At 28.8% G+C, this 22543-nt stretch carries 13 protein-coding genes; 5 read left to right on the forward strand and 8 right to left on the reverse strand.

Annotated elements, in window-relative coordinates:
- Positions 1 to 644 precede the first annotated feature (644 nt).
- Genes ACYSNX_RS11100 through ACYSNX_RS11135 form a run of 8 tightly spaced genes read right to left on the reverse strand, consistent with a single transcriptional unit; the run spans position 645 to position 13482 of the window.
- Positions 645 to 2480: an ATP-binding protein gene (locus ACYSNX_RS11100; protein ID WP_461754739.1), complete on the reverse strand. Its 1836-nt coding sequence runs from the start codon at positions 2478 to 2480 to the stop codon at positions 645 to 647.
- 18 nt (positions 2481 to 2498) lie between these two features.
- On the reverse strand, positions 2499 to 4112 hold the full coding sequence (locus tag ACYSNX_RS11105; RefSeq protein WP_461754740.1) for a DEAD/DEAH box helicase: 1614 nt from the start codon (positions 4110 to 4112) through the stop codon (positions 2499 to 2501).
- A gap of 37 nt (positions 4113 to 4149) precedes the next feature.
- Positions 4150 to 5103: a phospholipase D-like domain-containing protein gene (locus tag ACYSNX_RS11110; RefSeq protein ID WP_461754741.1), complete on the reverse strand. Its 954-nt coding sequence runs from the start codon at positions 5101 to 5103 to the stop codon at positions 4150 to 4152.
- Positions 5104 to 5109: 6 nt separating this feature from the next.
- Positions 5110 to 7071: an ATP-binding protein gene (locus tag ACYSNX_RS11115; protein WP_461754742.1), complete on the reverse strand. Its 1962-nt coding sequence runs from the start codon at positions 7069 to 7071 to the stop codon at positions 5110 to 5112.
- A 10-nt stretch (positions 7072 to 7081) separates the two neighbouring features.
- On the reverse strand, positions 7082 to 8770 hold the full coding sequence (locus tag ACYSNX_RS11120) for a DEAD/DEAH box helicase (protein WP_461754743.1): 1689 nt from the start codon (positions 8768 to 8770) through the stop codon (positions 7082 to 7084).
- Position 8771: 1 nt separating this feature from the next.
- Complete coding sequence (locus tag ACYSNX_RS11125) at positions 8772 to 10697, reverse strand: hypothetical protein (RefSeq protein WP_461754744.1); 1926 nt, start codon at positions 10695 to 10697, stop codon at positions 8772 to 8774.
- A 22-nt stretch (positions 10698 to 10719) separates the two neighbouring features.
- Positions 10720 to 12378 (reverse strand): nuclease-related domain-containing DEAD/DEAH box helicase, encoded by a 1659-nt coding sequence (locus ACYSNX_RS11130; protein WP_461754745.1) that lies wholly within the window; start codon positions 12376 to 12378, stop codon positions 10720 to 10722.
- Positions 12379 to 13482, reverse strand: a complete 1104-nt coding sequence (locus ACYSNX_RS11135) for a cysteine desulfurase family protein (RefSeq protein WP_461754746.1) — start codon at positions 13480 to 13482, stop codon at positions 12379 to 12381.
- A 740-nt stretch (positions 13483 to 14222) separates the two neighbouring features.
- Between ACYSNX_RS11135 and ACYSNX_RS11140 the strand changes: the two genes are divergently transcribed.
- From ACYSNX_RS11140 to ACYSNX_RS11160, 5 genes are all read left to right on the forward strand, one after another.
- Positions 14223 to 19112, forward strand: coding sequence for a sacsin N-terminal ATP-binding-like domain-containing protein (locus tag ACYSNX_RS11140; RefSeq protein WP_461754747.1), 4890 nt, complete (start codon positions 14223 to 14225; stop codon positions 19110 to 19112).
- A gap of 2 nt (positions 19113 to 19114) precedes the next feature.
- The gene (locus ACYSNX_RS11145; protein WP_461754748.1) at positions 19115 to 20890 is read left to right on the forward strand and encodes an AAA domain-containing protein; all 1776 of its coding nucleotides are present in this window, start codon (positions 19115 to 19117) and stop codon (positions 20888 to 20890) included.
- 288 nt (positions 20891 to 21178) lie between these two features.
- On the forward strand, positions 21179 to 21466 hold the full coding sequence (locus tag ACYSNX_RS11150; RefSeq protein WP_461754749.1) for a hypothetical protein: 288 nt from the start codon (positions 21179 to 21181) through the stop codon (positions 21464 to 21466).
- 90 nt (positions 21467 to 21556) lie between these two features.
- Positions 21557 to 21778 (forward strand): hypothetical protein, encoded by a 222-nt coding sequence (locus ACYSNX_RS11155; RefSeq protein ID WP_461754750.1) that lies wholly within the window; start codon positions 21557 to 21559, stop codon positions 21776 to 21778.
- A 169-nt stretch (positions 21779 to 21947) separates the two neighbouring features.
- Positions 21948 to 22427 carry a GmrSD restriction endonuclease domain-containing protein gene (locus ACYSNX_RS11160; protein ID WP_461754751.1) on the forward strand — a complete coding sequence of 160 codons (480 nt, stop codon included), beginning with the start codon at positions 21948 to 21950 and terminating at the stop codon, positions 22425 to 22427.
- The last annotated feature ends 116 nt before the right edge of the window (positions 22428 to 22543 follow it).

The following is a 22543-nucleotide window of genomic DNA, read 5'->3' on the forward strand; positions in this document are numbered from 1 at the left end:
TTATCGGAAATTTTGGTGCTATTAGCGGAATAATTGGTGCACATTGCTCCGGAATAATTGGTGCGCATTGCGGAATAAATGGTGTAATTTGGTCGGATTAGTGGTGCACTATAGAGTGGAATATCCAATTGTGACAAGGACATTCTTTTATTAAACAATTCTGAGAACACTATACCTAAAGCTATCCATCTTGGAATATTACAATATAAACTAAGTCACATTAGACAAGATTTATTAAATCCTGATATTTATTTATACCCTTGGGATATTTTCGACAACAATATCGAATTACATGATCATCACATTTACCCTCTATTCAAACACAAAACCGTAAAAGAAAGCACAAAAGATATAAGGAACAACAAGAGAAACATCCTAAACAGTTTTTTAAATAGAATTTATGTAACAAAAGAATCTAATCTTTCAATATCATCGTTATCTCCATCCACCTATTTAGAAGGTGTAGATATTAGCTCCTTAACTTTTATGAGTGAAAGTATAAAGTATTCTAAGAATGATAATGAAATTGAATCTATTATAAGTAGAAATTTTAACTTCTTTAAAAATAGTGTTATACAGACAGTTTATCAATTATTAAAATAAATAAAAGCTCTGAAAATATTTTCAGAGCTTTTATTTTATGTTTAATCTTCAGTACTCATAAATGCAGCTGCCATTTTACCCCAATCCATACGAGCATCTTTTACTTGATTTTTAATACGACCATCAGGTTGTTCGTCTTCATATCTAGCCCATGCCATTAATAAAAGCTTCATGCCATTTTTAGCAGTAATTAGTCTTTGCGTTAAAGTATCTTTTTCAATCTCATCATTAATCTCATCATCAAGAACTTCTACGAATTGATGATATGCAGGATGATTTGTATTCAACTTAATTATAATCTTTCCTCCTACTGGACTCACAGAGAAAAAAGCATTAGATTCTAAACTTGCTGTTACAAACTGATATAAAACATTTGAATTAAAAATCTCATTGGCGTATTTGTCCGCCTCAGGAACAGCATCATTTGTTAGCTCATCTATAATTTCATTTATCTTTTCATCATCAGTTTTACCCTCTGATTTTGTATCACTTTCACTTTTATACCCAGATTCTTTTCTTTGCTCAGTAATATCCGTCGCATGCTTCTCAGCCACATTTTCTTTTTCAGTATGGCGAGTCGATTTTTCTGGACGTTCTAATGTTTTAGCTTGAGCTTTAATTAGATTTCTCAATGATTGAATTTGATTTTTTACATCTATTGCTATTCCTATTAAATGAACTTTATGATCATTATCAGCTTGAAGATCTTCTTTAAATTCTGCTAACGTCATATTACTTTCTTTTAAATAATCCTCAATATCCAGACTTCCTAATTCTTTAAAATTATTGGCATATTGCTTATTATTAGTAACTCCAAAAACCTCATCCAACGCAGGAGGAAACTCTATTTCAACGCCCCACCATCTCTCTCTAGAATCATACCTATTAGTCCAAGTTGTATCTAACTCAAGTTCTCTACCTGCCCTTAAAACAGACACCCCAATGTTTTCTCTAGCGTGTATCCCATGTTTACTAGCACCTGCATTATAACCTTTTCTTGTTTGTTCTGAAGCAAATGAGTATCTAACAAAAACATTATGTTTTTCACCATCTAACTCTATAGTATAAGTTTTTTGATATCCATCATCCCCTCCATATTTATTAAACATAGGGTCATTTATACCCAAATCTTTTAATGTTTTAGAAACACTTGTATTTGACATTAAATATAAAGGATCGTTAGCCAAAAAAGCTTTCTTTATTTCAGGTTTAGATAAATTATTTTCATTTACAACAATTGCATTAATAATACAATCACCAGAATTAATGAATTTTCTATACATTCTACCGACAATAAATTCAGAATGTCCTATTATTGTCTTTCCTGATTTCCATAAACATCTATCTAATTCAGACCAAATAACTAAGGTTCCTGACTTAGCAAATTCCCCACCTATTTCAATCCATTTTTCAGGTACTTCCTTCTCTATAGGCTCAGGTACGTCAGTTAAATTACCAGATTCTATTTCATGTACATCAAGGTAAGAATAGAACGTTTTTCCTGTTTCTTTTTGCCAAGTATAAACCTCTACTTTAATAGCTTGAGATATAGAAGAAGATGGAAGTCCCATTCCAAATTTTCCTATACCAGTTTGAGCACTTTTTTCTAAATTTGTACCATTACCAAACTGAAGTGCTTTTCGCAAAGTATCTTTACTCATACCACTAGCATTGTCTAACACGGCAATCTCATTAATTCTAGACATTGTTCTAGTACCAATGAATTGATCTTTTTCTAAACATATTAAATCAACTTTAGTAGCCCCGTGCTGAATTGAATTATCAATTAACTCCGCAATTGCATAAGCAGTATTTTTATAACCATTATCTCTCATTGATTTTACAACAAGATTTACTGGTACAATTGAATTACTCATATTATATATTATTTCTTATTAATTAATATCATCCCAAACATCATCCCAGTTCGTAAATGCATCAGCGACGTTACCGAATCCTGGCAAATTTTCATCAACAACCGTAACTATTTCTGCTTCCTTATTTCCCCCCGATCTTTCACCTCTTATTGCTCTTCCTACCATCTGACTATATAACACTAATGAATCTGTAGGACGTGCTATTACAGCACAACTTATTTCTGGAGCATCAAAGCCTGTTGTTAATATTCCATAATTACATAATACCAAAGATTCTGGATTATCTTCTCTTGATATTTTAAAAGCTTCAATAATTTCAATTCGGTCCGAAGCACTTGTATCAGATGTCAGAACTTTGGAGTTAATCTCTAAAGCAGCTAAAATACTATTTAAAAATATTGCATGTGCTTTTGTAATTGCGAAAACTATGATACGTTGATGTTTTAAGACTAACTTTTGGATTTTAGAAATAATCACTAAATTTCTTAATACATCCTCCGATAATTCCTTCAATACCTTAGGGGATAGCACGCCATTACTATTTAAATAGTCTAAATCTCTAGCTGATAGTTTTATACCACTATTATTTAATAAAGTAGTATTAATAGTTTTTGCTAAATATCCCATCTCAACTAAATAATCTACTGGGTTATCATATCCTTCAATTTCTATCTTTACTTTCTGTTTATAAAAAAAATTAGCTAATTTTTTATCTTCCTCAGGATCATTCCACGTTCTTCCAGGCGTTGCAGATAAGCCAATTAAAGCTGCTTTATTCACCACTAATAAAGAATTCAACAATAGTTCATAGGTGGGTGCAATTGCTTGATGGGCTTCATCCATAATTACTAAAGAACAATTATTAGAGAAGATACTCATTTTCGAAGCATCTTTCAATAAAGAATTATAAGTTTTATCCAAACCTGCAACTATAAAACTCCCCTTACAGGAACTTAAATCAATATTTGAATCTCCCCAAAACTTAACAGCTCTAATACTCCTATTCCCCAATAATTTCCATGCTTCAAGAAATTCGTCATATGCTTGATCTAAAAGCTCAACAGTGTTAGCAAACCATACAACATTCTTGTCTTCATTTTCTAGTAAATGGTTGCAAATATAATTTATAGCCGTTCTTGTTTTTCCAGAACCTGTTGGCATATGTAATAATACCCTATTGTTAGAGGTTTCTAGAATTCTTTTGACTTTACCTAACACATTTCTTTGATAAGGATATAATGGGTATAATGGCTCTATATTGTCTTCTAGATTCCATTTTACTATCTCTTTTTCTGAAATTGCTTCATCAAATGAAACAAAAAGTATTTCGATATTTTCCTTATTATATTTGAGTTCTTTCAGCCCCACATAATAATTCGATTTAATATTGAATTTCTCACCTAAAGCTTTTACCTCACTTTCTTTTAGCGAATCTATTATAAAATCTCTGGAAGTTTTATTTCTCAGTAATTCTTCGTTGGAAAAACTATTTTTCAAAACCCTCACTATAGAAGCAGAATAAAGATGCTTGCTATCTATTTTATTTAAAATACTTACCACATCCTCTCCTAAAAGGACTTGGAAAATATCCGTATCAAATCTTGAAACTATGTTATCTAAATTTAATATCATTATATATATAATTTAATATTTTTGAATTATTTATAATCTATACTTCAGAATCAAAAAAAATCACCTCACTTCTATTTCCAGGAACTGAAACAGAAAATCTATCATCAAAAAAACATATCCAACGATATAAAATATTAACAATACTATCCTCTTTCATTTCATAACTACGAGGTATAGGAACATTTGTACAGTTATTTTGAATCCATCTTACACATCCCCCATAATTAGAAGATCTGCGACTAGATGTGCTTATAAAGTCTTTAAACTTAATAATAAATGGATGAGCATTAAATCTAGTTTCTAATAACTCTAAAAACTCTTTTCTACTACAATTATCTAAATCTATTTGATAAGTAACTAAATCTAGTACAGCACATTGTTTATCTATTTCAAGACTATCTTGCCAATCCAAACAAGTATTCAGAAACACTTCTGGATCAAAACTTTGAGGTAAGGCTGACAATAAAAAATCATTCTTGAAGTTAACTTTTGAAGATTCAATATCTTTAAATACTACTAGTTTTTCCCTTTGTTCCTCAACACTCCTTTTTATTCTAGAAAATAAATCATCATCAACAACAATACTTTCATTGATAATTCTACGCAAATAAACCTGAGTATTTAAATCAACTTTTTCTAAACCTGCTGCTAATTCAAAATTATATTTTTCAATCAAAGCTAGCCCTCTATTTGTTATATTTGCAGATCCTAGAATAATGTTCTGATCGCCATTCCATAAAACCTTTAAATGTATCCTAGGATTTCTATATAAAGTTATTCCTTGCTTTTTACAGTAGTCATATAACTCTATATCAGAAACACCCTTTATCAAATCCTCTATACTCCAAGAAACAATAATTTGCTTTATAGAATTAGAAGCATTGATTTTTCTCAATGCTTCTAATTTAATATATGGTGAGAATAAAATCACTTCTTGGTTTACAGTGCAGAAAGCATTAAACTTTAAAAAAAGTTCTTTATTATATATCATATTTCACTACCCTTCTTTAGATATCATTAACTCTTGAAGATTAGCATAAAACCTACTTAAAAAGATATTATCTCTATCTTTACTAACTGACCTGTCAACAGTAATAGCAAATGATACTATAAGGTAGATAATAGAATCTAATGCTTCTTGTAAGTCAAATACAGTCTCATCACTTAAGTCATTATTTTTAAGTTGCTCTCTTAGACTAAAGATATTCTCTTTATAAAATAATGTACTTGTGTTAATTGCAATAATCTTAATATTGTCTTGATTCGAAAGTTCAATCATATTATAAAGTTCCTGATTATTACTTTTTCTCTCAAGATAAAGAACAGAATACTTCTGTCTAGTACGTTTTAACCAGTCTAAAACTAAATGAAATTTATTATTGTTTTTATCATTTTCAAAATTAGTATAATCATCTAAAGCTAATTTTAATTCCTCTATAAATTCTCTAGTAAACTCCTCACTATCAATTTCTTTTTCACATTCCCTACATTTCCCCTCTATTGTTTTAATATGATGCACTGGACATAAATCTATACGAGGAACAATTTCACATAAACCACATTTACCGAATTCATCTAATAAAACATCATGCTTTATGCAAATATTACTACTACCGCAATGTTTATTTTTACATAAACCATCTCGACTTAAAATAGTACCGCACTGAGAGCATTTAGGTTTACCTCTATCTTTAATAGTTGAGACCATTTTAGATAAAATCGCATTGATTTTAGCAGAAAGCTCTATAGCGACCTTTAATGTATCACTATCATCTCTATCTCCCTCTAAGTCATCTATAGTGTTGTCTAAGAATCTAAAATTATCTGCATTAGTTTTATTTGCATTAACTTGCATTAAATCATCAGAAATAGCTGAAAAATTCACTTCAACTTTCATCCACTTACGTCTAGAGTCATTAGCTAAATTTGGAAAACCAAACCTTCCTAAAGCTAATTCCCTATTTTCACGTAACAAGGAAATACCATTAACCTCTTCATATAATCTACCGATAGGGGTGCCTCCAGAACCTTTTTTATTACCTTCACCGTCATTATAATGTTGAGTTTCCTCTTTTGCAATAGAAGCTGTTATAGTAAAAGTGTGTCTTACTCCATTTTTATCGTCAAAATACAAACTAGTATTATCGACTAAATTTCCATTTAAAGCAAAGAGTTCAGATGTTGCGCTAGTACCATAAGTGTTTCCTAGATCACTAACTATTGTATTTGTATCTAAAAATAATGGATCAAATTTTTTAATATCTTTACATAGATTATTGTCCTTTGTATAGGTATTTCCTTTTTGATTTAGATTTCTATTATAAACAAGAAATTTTATCTTTACAGATTTACCTATAAATTTTCTAAAAATCCTACCTATCTTCTTTTCTATTTTAGAAATTAGTGTTCGTGCTAATTTGAACTCCAAAGAGTCACAATTTTTCCAAACTATAACAGTACCTGATTGGTATAATTCAATATCTGGAATTATTTTCATTATATCATCTGGGAAACTTGACAAAGTCTTCATCGGTTTATCAATAATCTCTTCATCATAATCAAACTCTTCATGATTACGATAAACATGTTTTATTCTCTTATTATCCTGCCATGAATATACATGATAATTAGATGTTTGGGAGCATGATGAAAAAGGAAGTCCCATACCAAACTTTCCTAAACCAGAACTTGCGCCTCTATTTGTTCCTCCTCCAAAAGCTAAGCAGTAATCAATAATTTCATTCCCCATTTCATCAAGCCCCATACCTATTCCATTATCTGATATATAAATATCCTTTATCTTTCCTTCCTCTTGAATGAAACAAATATTCACAATTAAATCTTTGTCATCTCGTTTCCATTGAATCGAGTTATCAATAATTTCTGAAATTGCACCTACCGTCTTATTAGTCGATAGTTTCCTCATTGAATCTAAACCTTGCCTCGTTAAAATTGCCATACTTTATATTTTACCAAAAATCATTAAAATAATTAAATAACTCTGAAGGATTAGCATATCCTTCTAGTGTATCTTTTACTGTTAAAATTTTATTTTTCTGAATATGTGGGTTCCCACCATTTCGTTCTCCACGTAATGCTCTTCCAACCATTTGTGAGTATAACACAACACTCTTGGTAGGTCTTGCAATAACAAGTGCATTTAATTTAGGAGCATCAAATCCTGTTGTTAAAACACCATAATTAATTAAAATTTTACTTTTCCTATTTTTAAAATTACTAATTAAAAGTTCTCTTTGTTCTAAATTAGTGCTTCCTGTTACATAATCTGAATCAATATTGTAGACATTTTTCAATAAAGCTTGCAGGATTATACAATGACTTACACTATTAGCAAAAACCAAAATACTTTCATCCTCATCATAAGAATTAACAATAAAGTCAACAATAAATTGATTTCTTTCTGGATTAGTAGATAATACACTAGAAATTATATCATCACTACTGTTTTTTTCAATTTTAGAAGTAACTTCAATAGGATATAAATCTATCTTAGCTAAATATTTCTTTTCTTGTAAGTACTTTAAAGGCTGTTCAATTGTAGTACCTTTTATATCTGTCATTCCTATAATTGTTCCATTAAAAAAATCTGTTAATATTTGATTTCCTTTATAATCTAATGTTCCCCTACCTGGAGTAGCAGTTAAACCAATTAGCTTGGTTGTACTTAATTGAGTAACCCTATTTAACATCTCAATATAAGTTGTAGCTAAAGACTTATGAGCTTCATCTACCACTACTAATTGAGTGTGATTTATAATGAAGTTTTTAGTTACTGTTGCTCTTAAATCATTTTTTTTCAAGAAAGCCTGAAACTTACTAAAACCAACAAACACTATTGAGAACGAATGCTCTAAAACAGTTTCTAAATTAGTTATATTGGCATCATCAAAAAACTTCACAAAGTTAATAGGAGAATCCCCTTTTAATTGCCAAGTTTCTTTTAAAGAATCATAAGCTTGTTCACATAATTCTTTTGAATGTGCAAACCACAATACTACTTTTTTATCATATTCAAAAGTTGAATTATTTACTCTTATAAAATCAACTATAGCTTCAGTACATGTTTTAGTTTTACCACTTCCTGTAGGCATGTGGACTAAAAACCTATTATGTTCTTTATCAAACAAGAATCTAGTTATTTGGTTTTTTACATTTTTTTGATAATCATGCAATGATAAAAAATACTTTTTTTGTATTCGTTCACTATCTAAAGGAGTAAAAGGAGAGACTACCTCATCATTTATACTTACTCTTTCTTTTTTCTCATAATTGAAAAAATGCCCATCTAAAGCTAAAACTTCAATAATCCTTTTTTTAACTTTCTTTCGACTATTTGCTTCAAAAAAAGATTTAATACTTTTCAATTTTTGACTACTATCATAACCTTTTATTAAATCATTTAGCTGCGAATCATTTAGATTTCTCAAGATTACAGATTGTACATCTCTCTTATCTAAAATAGTATTTTGCAATGAATCTATTAATACGGCAGCATAATCTATTTCTTTATCAGGAAAGAATTTGTTATAATATCCTATAATCCCTTCTGCTATTTCATCATTTAAAATATTTTTGAATAAATATTCATTTATATTTTTTCGTAAAACTTTATATACTATTTCTAAATTTCTATCCATACTAATAACTTTCTAATTCGTTTAATGCATACTCATACATATTTATATTTAACTTCTTAGAGTAAATATTTTTATTTGAATTGAAAAAATCAAATAAATCAGTATAAACAACTATACTAATTAATTTAAAAAGTTCTTTCCTACCATAACAGTAATCTTTGAACTTATCATTAATTTCTACTACTACACTTTCTTGTACGGATCCTGAAAAATCCTTTGGTTGAAAGAACACAATTCCTTCTATTTTTACAAACCTAAAAATGAACAACTTATTATTAAATTTATATTTATCTAATTGCTTTGCATCAACGACATCAGTAATGTTAACTTCAAAGTTGTCTCCATCCTTGGCTTTGCAACTCGAGTCAATTTTATTTAGAATTGACCAATAGTTATCTTTAAAAATTAATTTTCTGCTGAACAGCCACACAATAATATCTATAATTTTACTAGCCTTAATATCAACGGTATACTGTGAATACATTAATTCTTTTATTTGTTCTGTTGTCAAAGATTGCTTATACTTAATAAATATAGATTCTATTTGATCTCTTTCTTGTAATAGTCTTTCTTTATCAATATACTTACATAAATATGGGTTATTTAGATCGTCTTCATTGAAATATTTTTTCCCTAAATTATTACTTATCTGATTTAAATCAACTCCATCTAATTCTTCCACTTGTTTAAATTCAGAGTAACTATCTAAACTAGTTTTTATTATATCGTTACTACCTTCAATATTATTTTCTAATACTTTTTTAGGTGTGCTATCACTTTCTATAACAACTTCCGCTAAAATCTTTACACTCTCTATTTCAGGTAAATTCTTCCTCTCAACAAACTTGCTAATTGCAAGACTTCTCTCTATTAGCCAACTAACTAACGTATTAAATTCATCTAGTCTATAGTGAAAATAACCTGACTTATCAATTCTAAAATAATCGTTTAATAAAACTCCGACAAAAACATGAAGCTTTTCATAACTCTTATCAGTTTTACTATCTTGAAATCTGTGATTAGAAATCGTTTTTAACCCCCTTAGTAAATAATCAATAAGAACACTCTTACTACTATAAAAGTTAATCTGTGCTCTCTGGTCACTAGCTATGTTATTCACATAGTTTGATTTTATATCCAAATTAAAAACCAAAGTATAATTTAATGCAAAATCAATTTTATTATCTAGATTTCTATCATACTCTCCAATGAACTTTTTATCTAAGAAATTTAACTCTTCACAAATCGCAACTTTATATGGATCAAGAATCTTATCGCTTTCTTTATTGACATCCTCAGTTACTAAAAAAGCACCAGTGTATTTATCTATGACTATTTGTTTTTCAAATATTAGTTTTTCAACCTGAGTAAAAACATCATCTATTAAAACTGCTGTTTCCTTTTTTTGAATATTTTTAAATAAGGGTAAAGGATGAATAAACGGGGCGTTTCTATATAACTTTAAAATCTGATATTTATACTGATCACTTTCTTGCAAAGCAAAGCTCTGTTTCGTATTATTTTGTATAGCAACACTTGGTAAAAGTTCTCTAATAGCTTTTTGTTTACTAATTGCTTCATTACGAAAACGATCTAATTCATAAGGTTTAAAACTTAGATAGACTTTATTAATAGATGTATAAATAACATTACATAAATTTTTTTGATATAATGTTATAATATTACTTGTAAAATCATTTTCAAAACTACTAAAACCAACAGGGGATATTCCAGATAAATTATCACAAATAGTTAATAGTAGTTGTAAAACAACATTTTGCTTCTCAAAATAATTAAAATATATCCCCTTCTCATCATTAATATCATAATAAGCTGCACTAATCTTATTTATTAAATCTTGATATTCCCCTTTTTTATATCTAGTTTCTAAATATTTATCATCTAATTTTCTAAAAAAATCCTTCATAATAAATTCATTTTCCTCTAAATTATGAGAGTCTTACAACTGAAACAAATAATTTATTTTTTGCCCTACTTGCTTGTGTATAAAAAGATTTTGGCCCCTCTATATTCTGAGAATCTAATAAGATTACTACTTCTGATTCTAATCCTTTAAATGTATTTATATAACTATAAAAAATAGATTCATCATCTCTACCAAACGACCTATCATAGCTACTTTTTAAAGTAATCCCTCCTACTTTATTTACATCTTTTAAAGCATTTATTTTATCTATATTATTCACTAATATCAAAATATCTTTAGGCGCTACTTTATCCTTAGTTACTAACTTAGTTACTAATTCGTCCAAATACTCTATCTGTTCTTGGTTATTTGAAACCGACTTAATTTCGACTTTCTCTCCTTCAGGACTATCTTCAAAGTAAGAAATATCAATACTTAATAATCCTTTTAAAAACTCAATAATATTTCTTGTATTTCTACAATTTTCCTCTAATTGGGTTTTAACAACATTACGCCTATTTGGCACACCCTTAAAGGCATTAAATATATCTTGATTCTCATCCATAAACAATAAGAACTTACCTTCCTGCTTTAAGACCTTATTTATAAGATCTAACCAATTTTCTCTAAAATCTTGCCCCTCATCTACAATAACTACATCATACATTGGATAAGAAGGATCTGACTTTATTACTTCTAAAGCTTTATTTGGTATATAGGTATTAAAATATTCATTTTCAGATTTTTGTTTGGCAAAACTTTCGTTTCTCTCAGCAATACGCTTACACCAAAAATGGAAATTAGTTATTTCTAGAGCTCCCTCCTTATCTACATCATTTAAAGCTACATTATCTGCCTTAAATTTATTCCTTAAATGACTTGCAATCTCTTTGTTAAAAGTCAAATACAATACTTTCTTACCTTGTTCTTTATACTGTAAGGCTTTTTCATATGCAATAAGCGTTTTTCCAGAGCCAGCTGGTCCTTGCACAATTACATTCTGATTAGCCTCAAGAGCTTTTACAACTAAGGCTTGTAACTTAGTAAGCTTTACAAAGACATCATTATTCTCTTTTATACTTCTATGAAGTGGTTTTACAAAATCACAATTAACAAGTAGCCTATCTTTTAACAAAGAAAAATTCTTTAAATCTCCACCTACACGTTTAATTTCTAATTTTGTTTGGTCAAAATAATCTATTAATCTCTCTTCTATATCATCAATATCGTTACAATCAAATATTTTAATACGATTTAAATTTGTAGGTAAATCTGTATCGTAATCTATTTCTACATCAGGAAAAGCAAGTGCCCAGCTAACATTAACATCATTGAGTATATTCTTAAACCTGTTTAGGAAAGAATACATAGCTGATGTTACTTGTGTAATAGGAGATGTGTTCATTTCACGCTCATTCTGTAACCACTGATCACTATATGCATCATACTGTAAATTTCCTCCTTTTACTTCTAATACTAAAATAGATTCTAAAGTACCATAACGATGATCTACAATTATAAAATCAATTTCATATTGCATTCTTTCTTTAGAATTATACTCTCCGATAAATTCTTGATTATAGAAAACAGTAAACTCTTTACTATTTAATTTTGAAAGAGCTTTAAACAATTGCTTCTCAGAGTTAGGAGCCTCTTGCTTTATTGAATTTGGATATATCATCTACTTACCTATTAAATCTAATAAATTATCAATATTCTCTCTTGTATTTTCATAACTAAAGGAAATTCTTATAGCACCTTGACATTGCTTTTTTTCATACCCCATCGCAACAAGCACATGTGATGGTTCTACAATACTAGAAGTACAAGCAGACCCATTACTAACAGCTAAACCTTTATTTTTATCTATAAATACATTTGCATCGAAATTTTCTACAATAAAATTTAAAATATATGGGCTAGAGATTTCTTTTTTAGAAATAATATGAATATTATCCATCTTACTAAGTCGTTCTCTAGCATAATCATTTAACACATTAACATGTTTAAAATGTCTTTCTAAATTTATCAATGCTAACTCACAAGCCTTTCCTAAACCAATTATAAGTGGAGAGTTATATGTTCCACCTCTTTGCCCTTTTTCTTGGTTACCTCCATGAAGTAAAGGAGTTAAACGTATACCTTCTCTTCTATATAAAAACCCAACACCTTTAGGTCCATATAGTTTATGTCCGCTTGCACATAACATATCTATTCCTAGATCATTTACATTTATTGGTATTTTGCCAATTCCTTGAGTAGCATCACAAAAAAACTTTATATCATGTAATCTAGCAATTGTTCCTATTTCCTTTAGATTCTGTATAACCCCCGTCTCATTGTTTACTAACATAATAGATATTAAAGACGTAGTAGGTAGAATACTATTTCTTAACTTGTCTAAGTCAATTAATCCATCCATATTTACATCTAGATATGTCACATCGACACCTCTAGATTCTAAATACTCTAAAGTTGCTAAAATAGCCTTATGCTCTGTCTTAGTTGTAATAATGTGATTTCCTTTATCGAAATTTTCTTCTAGGTAACCTTTAAGTGCATAATTAATAGATTCAGTAGAGCCCGAAGTGAAAATAATTTCTTCCTTTTCAGCCCCTATAAGGTTCGCACAGTGCTCCCGTGCTACTTTAATCTTTTCGTTAATTATTTTACTTTTGTTATAAGTACTCGATGCATTATAGAACTCATCGATAAACAAAGGTAACATCTCATTGAAGACCTCAAGAGATACTTTTGTTGTAGCAGCATTATCTAAATAATTCATTTACCTTATTTTGGAAACATTAGACAAACTTATACTTGTCTAGAAACATGTATTAGTTTTTGTATGTACTTTTCATATTGAGTTTTAATAAAGAATTTCACTAGTATTTAAAACTCTTCTTTTATCAAATATTTTAACTTTAGAAAAAGTATACTTGATAGTAAAATAATCATTTTAAATAAATATCAAAAACTTTATTACTTATTGAGCCACTAAATTAAGAAAACTTAAATAATCAAAGAAATTATAATTAGTTTACTTATCTTTTTTATTAGCTAAGTAAGTATTAACCTATTTTAACAGCATATTTATTAAGAAAATAATTGGTATTCCATTTTTAAATAATCACATTTTTTATAACCTATCTATTAAAAGATAATTTTCTCGATATAAATAATTATTTTCACATCGCAACAATCACCAGATTTTTAAAAGAACAAATTAGTCTGCATTAGCAAATACCCGTACAAACCTATTATTTGAACTGTATAGATTAAATTAGAAAATACAAATACCTTTTAGTATGTTTATAGTTGAGTCAACATTTTAATTTTAGTTTACTATATAAGAATCTTAGATCTAAGATCCAATAAAAAAACAAAATAGCTTTTCGTACAATTAATAGAAAACGAATAAGAGAATTGGTAAATTGTAATAAATAATTATCATTTTAGTTAAGATTCACATAGCTGTAATCCATCAGTAGAAACTATTTTAAAAACGAATAATTTAGGTGCAAAATGAAAATAAAAAGTGCAAAATCATTTCGTTATTGGTATAAAACAGAAATAAGAGAAATAGATAAGTTAGATTTGACTTACAACGAAAATTTTGTAGGCACGTACCATAAAGAAAATGGTAAAAAATCTATTAAAGGTTTTTTTGAAATGTATCACGGAGATAAACCTGATATTGCAAGCTATTTACCTTCTATTTTAAAGATTGCAGAAGATGGTCAAGCTATTTACGAGTTCCTACAAAATGCAGTCGATTGCGGCTCTACTCACTTTTATATTTTCTATGACGAAAAATATTTCTTAGCTATTAACAATGGTAAACCCTTTGACATAGAAGGATTACGTTCAATTCTGAATATTGCCCAAACTACTAAAAAAGATCCTAATAAAATTGGCCGTTTTGGTATCGGTTTCAAGTTAGCCCATAGATTAGTTGGAAAAAATGAAGGAACAGAAGAACTTACCGAACAGTATAAAGGTCCTATTTTATTTAGTTGGTCGAAGTTAGAAGATTTAGAAAGTTTAATACAAGGCGAACAAATTGAGCCAATAGAGCCCCCACAAAAAGGTGGGGTAGATAATGGCTTCCTTGATGCGCCGTATTTGCTAAAATTATTACTCACAAACTTTCCTTCTGATCCCAATGAACTAGTAAAAGACATAAAATTTGAAGATAAAGTTCTCTTTTCTCAAGAAGAACTTGATGAGCTTATTATTTTTTTGAATCAAAATTTCCAAAAACATTCTGAAAGTTTAAAAAAAGATGTACTCGCCCAAGGAAGTTTATTTTTCATCAAACTAGGTGATGATAAAAAGAAGCTACTAGATAAAGATTACGCGGAGCTTAAAAATGGAATTGAATACTCAATGAACACCTTGAATAATCTCGAGAAAGTTTATCTTAATAACGAAAACATTTCAAAGACCCCTTTATCACTTGAGGAAGGGGTGATTAAAACAGGCTCAGAGGAATTCGAACGTATTTCACCTGAATACAAAGAGTTTGATATAAAGTTCTCTATTGGTTTTAATGCTATGAAATTTGGAAATGAAGAATCATACCAACAGATACATTTACTTAAACAAAAGCCTAATTTCTATAAATACTTCCCTATGGGAGATGAAGTTAATGGCTTAGCATTTATTATTCATTGTGATAGCTTCAGCAACGAAGCTAACCGAAGAAAATTACAAAAAGATCATATAAATAGTAATTTGTTCCCAGAGCTTGCAAAGTTTATTATAGATCGACTAAATAATTACAAAAAAACTGACAAAAGCAACTTTTTGAATTTATATGCTAGCATACTATTATCTGATATCCCTAACAAGGAAAATAATGAATGGTTAAAACCTGTATTTTATGATATTTTACATAAGTATATTGGAACAAATATACCTACTAAAACAAGTTTTTTAGAAAATCCAAATAAAGTTAAAATCAATAAACTTAAACAAAAGTTTAATCTTTCCACTTTCGGCATAGAGGATATTGAATGGTTCGAATGGGATAATGCAAACGATAATTTATTGATTACAGAAGCAACAAGTAAATTAGGTATTGAGCATTGGGATATTAGAGATATTGTTGAGAATGCGAATCTAGAAAAGATAAATAGCTGGATAGCTAATTGTGATAATAAAGCATATAATAAATTTCTTGAAGAACTAGAGAATAGTAACATACGAATAAAAACAAAAGAACATATTAAAAAAATCAAATTCTTCAAGTTTTCAAACCATAAATTTTATTCTTTAAATGACCTAATTAACAAGGATGACTTAGGACAAGTATCTTTTTGCTTTTCTAATGTCTTTTTAAACAATAATAAAACAGAAGGGATCAAAAATGAACTTATTAGACTAGGACTAATTATATCTGAATTAAAGGTTGAGGATTATCCTAACATTTTTTCTTCAATTAGATTTCCTGAGGAGAGAAAACTTTATTATTTAATTGCTAAAAGGTGTTTCCAATACCCTAATACCTTGACACCTAACGAAAAGAAAAATATATTTATAAACTTAACAAATGAACATACAAAGTTCGATAAAATTAAAGATAGTTTATTGAAGAGCCTTCTATTATTCTGCGATTCTAGTTCAAAAATAACGCCATTAAATGAACTTATAGGCGACATAAGCATTCCAAGGTACCTAAGCCCATACAAAATAAAAAAAGAGGAGTTTTTTCCTGAACTTAATCCATATCTACTTACTAAAAAAGAATCCATATTTCAAGTAATCTACCAACGAAATAAAGATAAAATAATTACAGAGTTAACAACAGTTGAAGAAATTAAATCCCTTATAAAAATCTACCAAAATCTCCAGAAACATTTTTTCGAAGAGTTTATTATAAAAAGAGAAAATGAGTTATTTGTAATTGCCAAAAAAACGAATGATACTTTTCAAGTATATACATCCGAAAAAAATATAATTAAATTTATAAATGACAACTGTGTAAATAAACTATTTATTCTACCTTTTGAATTTGCAGAACTATATAAAGAAAAAGGTATAATTAAAGGAGATAACCTACAAAATCTAATTTTAACCCTTGTTGCTATCCAAGACCACAAAGAAGAACTCGTTGATATTGTAAAATCTAATGCAAAACAAAAGTTTTTGGCAGGCCTTACCCATTTTAAATTCGATTCAAAACAAAAATATTTGATAGAAGATTACGAGTATAAAATTTTAGAATTAGTCATTAATGAAGTAAAAGACTTTAAAGACTTCCAAAATAAAGTATCTATTATAGTAGAGGAAAAAGAATTAACATTATCAGAAATCCCCCCTATAATTGACAGCATAAAAATAGAAGATTATGATATTAACCTGGCAAAAGTTCTTCCTAACAATTACGGAAATAGTGAGCATCTAAGTGCCTTAGTAAATCAGTTTATTGATCTTGGTTTGAATAAAGACAGAATTGAAAAATTGTTTGGTATAAGTGCAAAACCAGAGGCTAAAGAAATTTTTGAAGTTTTTTCTGAACAGGTGAAAGTAATAGAAAATGCTGAACAATTGGCTTTTTTATTTCTTTATGCCTTACATATTGAAAAAATAAACTTTGAAAAATTCAAAGCATTAAACATTAATGGAGAAGAAATTGATTTAGTTAAGGACAAATATTTAGATAAACTTGAATTTATTCAGCCATCTGAAGTACTTCACGAAAAGTATAATTCGGCAGCTAATTTTATTAAAAAAGATTCAATAATAGTACAGATTAATAAGGAGAACAATTCTACTTTAATGTTAATCAAGGAACCATATTTTGATGAAAGTAAATTTATTTGCCCACATATAAAGAAAGATTTAGATAAGCTGCAAAAGGTAAGTTTCGTCCAATTTCTATTTAACAAATGGAATGATACGATTATAAAAGGGTTAATCAAGAAAAATAACTGGAATATAATTACTGATATTGAAACAAAGAGTATTTTAAGTTTTAACCCAGCCACGTCTGTTTACCCAAGCCAATATGCTTGTAAAAGTGAAGTTTTACCAGAATACTTGCTTCAATGGATTGATAACGATGAAAATAAGATAGCTTTCCTGTCAGATTTAGGTGTTTGGACCGAAAGCTCAATAGTTGTTAAACTAAGAAAATTCTTAAGTAGTAAATGCAATGAATTCATGATTAATCAGTTACTTCAAGAAGTGCGATTAAACAATAACGAAAACATACTATTCAATACGTTTAATTGGCTCAAAGAAAAAAGTTTAACACTAACAAATATCGAGCAGCTTAAAACCTTCGAAAAAGTAGTTGAAATAATTAATAACATTAGAAATTGTAAAAATCAGACAAATCCTGATAGTATAGAAACCTCCAAGAATACAGTGTTTACAGATGATGTCAATAATAATAAAAGAGCTGACAAGGATGATACCAATAGTACAACGAGTAGTAATGAACATGTTATTAAGGATAATCTAGACAAGAATGAAACAATTGACAAGGATTTATCATCAGTAAATGATGCTACTCATAAAAAAACACTTAGTAAACAACTGCTAATTCGAAATGATTTTAATTTTGATAATTTACAATTAAATTCAACTGAAGCAGATAAAATCCAAGACTATACAATTTATCTCTATGATGGTAAAATGCCAGTAGATATAACACTTGATGAAGTTCAAGATTATATTTTTTATCAGTACAATCAACACAATTATGCCATCCAAGAAAATAAAATTTACATAAATACTAATGAAGACAAAAAGAAAACTCTACAAAAAATTGCTTCTGATGATAAGAATAATTTTACATTCGAAGATTTGTGGATGTTATTTAACGAAAAATCAACAAATGAACAAAAACTTTCTAAAAACAATAGTGCTACACTAAGTGCTACTATTACCTCCGATATTTCCAAAAATGACCAAAAAGAAGTTAACAGAGAAGCAAAAGAGCTTGTTAGAAAAAGATTAGAACATGAAGGCTTCAGTTTTACAAAAGGCATTAATAAGTATTCTATAATTGATGGGGTACTAAAAGACGGTCAAGAATTTCCATTGGTTGTAAAAAGTTATATATTCAAAGAAGAGCCTTTAAAAATCGGTGCAAACGAATGGATACAATTGATGAAACCAAACTCTATGTTATGGGTTAATTTTGGGAATGGAAAGTTAGGTTGCTTAAAACTATCTGAACTTTTAAAAAATCAAGACAAAATTGCAATTTCATTCAGTACTGAAAATCTTGATGTTGACAACCGATTAGCTAAACTTGCAGAGTTATTACGTTATTTTGGCAATGTTCATTTTGATTTTAATAACGTAATAAGTGATAATGTTAGCAGTAATCTCGGTAACTACAGTTTTGACGAACGTAAAACCGAAGAAGATTTAAGTAGTGATGATGAAAGTTTATTATAATAATGAGATACACAAGACAAGAACATAGTGATTTTCTTGAAGAAGAACTTCAAGCACAAACAAAAGCATTTAATCTAAAACTAGATTCCTCAGCTACTTTTTTACTCCAAGAAAAAGAAGAGCTTTTTGTTGCCCAATTCTTAGCATTAAAAAACGGAGAAATGATTTTGAAGTTTTCCACAAAACGCAGTTTACCTAGAAAAGGTGAGTACCTTTACTGTTTTACAGTCCCCAAAGAATTGAGGAACTATCGAAATTGGCATAATAAAACATATGGTGACTTGATAAAAGAAAAAGGAAATTTTACTGAAACTGTATGTGTTTGGCAAGCACCTGCTAAGGATAAAGAGGGAAATATAGATGCAAATTTTTGTCTAGCTGGTTTTCGTGGTATAGATTTAGACTTTTCAATAAATATTTCAAAAGCTGAAAAAATGATTTTGCTTATAGGTCCGAATAGACCACCCTTCGAATATATTTTAAATCTTCAAAGAATTGTACAAAACAATAATTCTGAAAGAGTAAATCAAATTTTAAACAAAAAATTTGAAACTACAAATTGGCCACCATCTCTACTTGATAACCAAAATAATATCTCAAGCTTTATCTTAAATCAACTTAATTTACAAGATAGTTTAATATTAATTGGTCCTCCTGGTACTGGGAAAACATATCAAATAGCAGAAGTGTGTAAGAAACTTTGCGGACAAGGTAAATCTGTTCTAGTAACATCATTAACTAATAGAGCCTTAATTGAAGTTGCTGAAAAACCAGCATTAATAAATTTATTAGAACAGGGAAAAGTATTTAAAACCAAAATTTCAACAGACGAAGCACAACAAATTCCATTATTGCAACAAATAAAAGAGCTAAGTCCAAAACCAGGTAATCTTGTTTTATCTACATTTTATATAGCTAGTAATGAAGCAACAAAGATCATGAACGACCCAATATTTGATTATATTATTGTTGACGAAGCGAGTCAAGGATTACTTGCAATGTTTGCTGCTGCAAAAATTCTTGGTAGAAAAAACATTTGGATAGGAGATACTAACCAACTTCCTCCAATTGTAGCAATAAATGAGGATAAAGTCAATAAAAAAAATTATAATTTTTTAGTAGATGGTTTAAAAACTCTTTCTGAGTCATATTCTGTTCCATTATATCAATTAACTGAAACTTATCGTTTACCCGACAGAGGTGCCAAATACACAGGAATCTTTTATAATAACAGCTTAAAATCTAAGTCGAACAAAGATTTACGATTATCTTTTACTGAATTACCAGACAAAATTAATGTCTTCTTTAATTCACAAGGCGGTCCAACTTTAATAAAAACAGATTTAGAAGTTGGAAATAAGAAGCCAAACAATGCATTAGAACTTGCTAAGCTATTAGTTATTAAATTATTGAAAACAAATGAAAGCCTTCAAATATCTGTTTTAAGTAACTTTGTAGAAACTGTGAAAGCCTTGCAAAAGAATATTTTTCAAACTGTAGGTAATCCTAAAAACTTACTTATTGAAACTGTCGCAAGAATACAAGGTCTAACAACAGATGTGACTATTTTTGTTATTCCTAATTCAGGCTATAATCGGTCCCTAGAAAAACGCTTGTTCAATGTGGCTACAAGTCGAGCAAAGCGCCATACGATTATTATTTCTGATAGGAACATTATTACTTCATATCCACAATTAGATAAGGATGTAAAAACTTATTTACAAAAACTAAATGAAGATTTCTCGTTTGACCTTATATCTGATATAAAGCTCTCCTAAACCGAGGCACCTTCAAAATAAGAATCCATCTCTTAATCATCCAAGACATAAAAATAGAATTATGGGTATAGAACTTAATGTAATCATAACTCTGTCTAAAGTTATTATACCCCTCTATCAAGGAATCATTGAGAATTAGATTGCCATGGGTTGGTATAAAATAGTTTTGTTTATCCTCTCTATAATCTATTAAACTTCTAAAGTTAGCGAAGTGATTATTACCCACTAGAATTAAGCTTGAAAAAGTGCTTTGTACATTATAATTAGGAAAAGTAAGGCTTTGACTAATTGGCTCCTTATTTAAAAGCATTAAGGATCTATCCTTATTTTGTTTTAAACCAAGAAGCAACAAATGAAGCTAATGAATTATTAAATAGAGTTTTAACTAACCTACATATAACCATAGAAGGTAAACAAACTGGTAAACTTAGTGATGTTACAAGGGATTTTCAAATGTTTAATAATATTGAGTATTTAAAAAATAAATATCCTCAGGGAAAAATGATTCTATTTGATTCTATTAATCACTTTATTAAAAGTCCAAATATTTATCCATTCCCGGTTGGAAATCTTTAGGTCAGGGCCTACATGAAGCATATCCACAAAAAAATATTTTTTTTCCTATACCTAGTTTCTAGGAATACAAGAGGATTTTTTGGAAAGACAGTGAAACTATCCAAATTAAAGGTCTATTCCATAGAAAACACGGTAGATCAAACATATGATTCCAAACAGCAAACCATGTATTTAACTATCAATAGGAATAAGTCCACTTTAGATAATAGTAATACTTCTCGTATTATGGGTAATACATTTATGAAAATGGAAATGAATATAGCTAGCAATGTCTATGGACTCTTTCTAACTCGAAATGCTAATATGGATTAATATATAGTTTCTCTTTATAGATATATAAAGAAGACTTACTTATAAATATGGTAGTGTAATCTAAGAAGTATCCTTAGAAAAAACACTTAAATATGAAGAGAAATAATCTTCTTCATTCAAGACATTGAGCAAATATTGGTATATTTCATGAAACATATTATTAATTATTATGCAACAAAAATTTAGCCTTCAAGAAATTGCAAATTGGCAACTTGATCAAGACAACTCTAAAGTTACACTACCATCTATTCAAAGAGGATTTGTATGGAAACCAAAACAAGTAGAAGACTTATGGGATTCTATTATGAGAGGGTATCCTATTGGATCATTCTTACTGAGTCAAAACGGTCAAAAATATGATTTAATGGATGGACAGCAAAGATCAACGTCAATATTTATTGGTTATCATAATCCTTATGCAGATAGTCATAATCATAAAACATGGAGTTTAAAAAAAATTCCTGTATTATGGATAGATCTGAAGCCTACAAATATATCTAATACATCAAAATTTTCTTTTAGATTAATTACTAGTTCACATCCTTGGGGTTACCAAGCAAAAGATAATAATCAAAAACTAAGTGTAAGTGATAGAAGGAATGCATTACAGTTATTTAGAAAAAATCCTCAGAATAATGGAGGGCACTGATAAAGTAGCCTCTTTTTAGGAAATAGCTTTTTTAAAGACAAAAAATAACGCTTATAAAGGACTTTTTAAAGTCTCTTTGTAAGCGTTATTTGTTTTCTAGCTGTACTATTGGGTGG

Source organism: Myroides sp. LJL115 (assembly GCF_054871665.1).